This is a genomic window from Pseudomonas sp. (assembly GCF_050739995.1).
Classification (GTDB): Bacteria; Pseudomonadota; Gammaproteobacteria; order Pseudomonadales; family Pseudomonadaceae; genus Aquipseudomonas.
The window spans coordinates 1-2,546 of the sequence record NZ_JBOICG010000155.1; the positions used below are offsets into that span (position 1 = coordinate 1).

The 2,546-nt window shown below is 59.9% G+C and carries 3 protein-coding genes; 1 reads left to right on the forward strand and 2 read right to left on the reverse strand.

Annotation, left to right across the window (positions count from 1 at the left end; all coding sequences use genetic code 11):
• Window positions 1–89: 89 nt before the first annotated feature.
• Together nagZ and ACRESD_RS05480 are read right to left on the reverse strand one after the other, a co-directional pair.
• Complete coding sequence (nagZ, locus tag ACRESD_RS05475) at window positions 90–1,100, reverse strand: beta-N-acetylhexosaminidase (protein WP_431749996.1); 1,011 nt, start codon at window positions 1,098–1,100, stop codon at window positions 90–92.
• Between the two features lie 144 nt (window positions 1,101–1,244).
• Entirely contained in the window at window positions 1,245–1,952 is a 708-nt protein-coding gene (locus ACRESD_RS05480; RefSeq protein WP_431749997.1) for a TetR family transcriptional regulator, read from the reverse strand.
• A gap of 263 nt (window positions 1,953–2,215) precedes the next feature.
• Between ACRESD_RS05480 and lexA the strand changes: the two genes are divergently transcribed.
• Window positions 2,216–2,546 (forward strand): transcriptional repressor LexA (gene lexA / locus ACRESD_RS05485; RefSeq protein ID WP_431749998.1); only part of this gene is annotated, 331 nt, incomplete at its 3' end.

Sequence of the window (2,546 nt, forward strand, 5' to 3'; positions counted from 1 at the left end):
AGATCGCTATCGCAGGCAAGCCAGCTCCCACAGGGGAATGCATGCCAAGTGTGGGAGCTGGCTTGCCTACGATGGACGCGACGCGGTTTTCAGTCGATCAACTGAGCATCCCGCAACGCGGTCAACGCCACCAACCAACGCGGGTCCTGCTTGTAGTCCGTCGACGCAATGGCCTGCCCCCGCATGCGAGCAATGCGCGGCGATGGCTTGACCTTCATGCGCTGTGCAGCGCTGAGTGCAAGCTCGGCAGCAGCACGATCGTTGCACACCAACCCCATGTCACAACCCGCTGTCAGCGCCGCTTCGATACGGCTCGCAGCGTCGCCCACCACATGAGCACCGGCCATGGACAGGTCATCGCTGAAAATCACCCCATCGAACTGCAATTCGCCACGCAGAATGTCCTGCAGCCAGCGGCGCGAGAAACCAGCGGGCTGAGCATCAACTTGCGGGTAGATCACGTGTGCAGGCATCACTGCCGCCAGTTGCTTGCTCAGACGCGCGAAAGGTACCAGGTCATTGGCACGAATCTGTTCCAGGCTGCGTTCGTCATTGGGAATAGCAACGTGGGAGTCGGCCTCAGCCCAGCCGTGGCCCGGGAAATGTTTACCCGTGGCGGCCATGCCGGCGCTGTTCATGCCACGGATAAAAGCGCCAGCGAGCACGGCGGCGCGCTCGGGGTCACCTTCGAAAGAGCGGGTGCCGACCACGGCGCTGCGCTGGTAATCCAGATCCAGTACCGGGGCAAAACTAAGGTCAAGGCCCACAGCCAGCACTTCTGTCGCCATGATCCAGCCGCACTGCTCGGCCAGGTACTCGGCATTGAGATTATCCGCCAGAGCGCGCATGGCCGGCAGGCGCACAAAGCCTTGGCGCAGGCGCTGCACGCGACCGCCCTCCTGGTCGACCGCCAACAGCAAGTCCGGGCGCACGGCGCGAATCGCCGCACTCAGCTCCCGGACCTGGCGCGGATGTTCGATATTGCGCGCAAAAATGATCAGCCCACCCACTTCAGGCTGGCGCAACAGGTGGCGATCCTCGGCCGTCAGCCAAGTGCCGGCAACGTCGACCATCAAAGAACCTTGCAGGGCAGCAGTCATAAACCTTCCTTAAATAACGCACACAACCCGTTGCCCTCACGTGGCGCGGTAAGCGCAGTGAGCACAACGGGTTGCGAGTAGATAGCTGAAATCGGCATGGCGGCTAGCTTAGCGGATGCAAGCGGCCGCGCACACCCAGAGCGATCACGCCTTGGCGACGGCCGGCGTGGATTTACTGCGTGGGCGCAATTGGGCAGCGGCCATGGTTTGATCGGTCACACCGGTTTCAGCCCGCATGCCGGCGGCGAGGAACGGCACCATCAGACGCATCACCTGCTCAATAGAGGTATTGACGCCGAAGTCGGTCTCGGCAATGGCACGCAGCGCCTTGATCCCGGACATGCTGAACGCCGCCGCGCCGAGCATGAAGTGCACGCGCCAGAACAGCTCGATCGGAGGAATACGCGGGGCCGCTTCGTTGACCAATAACATGTAACGGCGGAATACCTTGCCGTACATATCTTCAAGATAACGCCGAAGGTGGCCCTGGCTCTGGCTGAACGCCAAGCCCAACAGACGCATGAAGATCGACAGGTCGTTGCCGCTGCGCGGCTGTACTACCAACGCCTGCTCAACCAGGATTTCCAACAGGTCTTCCAGGCTTTGCTTGTTTTCAGGCTTGGTCTGGCGACGTTCCAGCTCACGGTCGAGGCTGGCACAGAACGGCCCCAGGAAGCGCGAGAACACCGCCTGGATCAAGGCTTTTTTCGAGCCGAAATGGTAATTCACTGCCGCGAGGTTGACTCCAGCCTTGCTGGTGATCAAACGCAATGAGGTTTCAGCAAATCCTTTTTCCGCGAACAACTGCTCGGCAGCATCGAGAATGCGTTCAACGGTTTCCGACTGGGCCATGGCTACTCCGCCTGACAAACACTTGTTTGAAACATACGTTTCAGAGTGTGTCTTGTCAACCCTGCGGGTCCGTTTTCCGGCCGGCCAGTCACCTATTTCTTCGCTATTTAATCACATCCTTCCGGCTCTGTAGGCAGCGCTGTCCCTGCCCTGCAGGACGACTGACGAATGACCGTCCAGCGGAGTGGCCAAAAAGGATGATTGCCAAGCGCAGTCCACTGTATATAATCCCAGTCACTGTATAAAAAGACAGAGCGATCAACATGCTAAAACTGACGCCACGCCAAGCTGAGATTCTGGCTTTTATCAAGCGCTGCCTCGATGACAACGGCTACCCGCCGACGCGAGCGGAAATTGCGCTGGAACTGGGGTTCAAGTCCCCGAACGCCGCTGAAGAACACCTCAAGGCCCTCGCTCGCAAAGGCGCGATCGAGATGACCCCAGGTGCCTCACGTGGTATTCGTATCCCTGGCTTCGAGGCCAAGGCCGACGAATCGACACTGCCTATTATCGGCCGCGTCGCCGCCGGTGCGCCGATCCTGGCGCAGCAGCACGTCGAGGAATCCTGCAACATCAACCCGACCTTCTTCCACC

Coding starts and splice junctions, on each gene's coding strand:
- nagZ (WP_431749996.1), bottom strand. CDS start 1,100: ATGACTGCTGCCCTGCAAGGTTCTTTGATGGTCGACGTTGCCGGCACT.
- ACRESD_RS05480 (WP_431749997.1), bottom strand. CDS start 1,952: ATGGCCCAGTCGGAAACCGTTGAACGCATTCTCGATGCTGCCGAGCAG.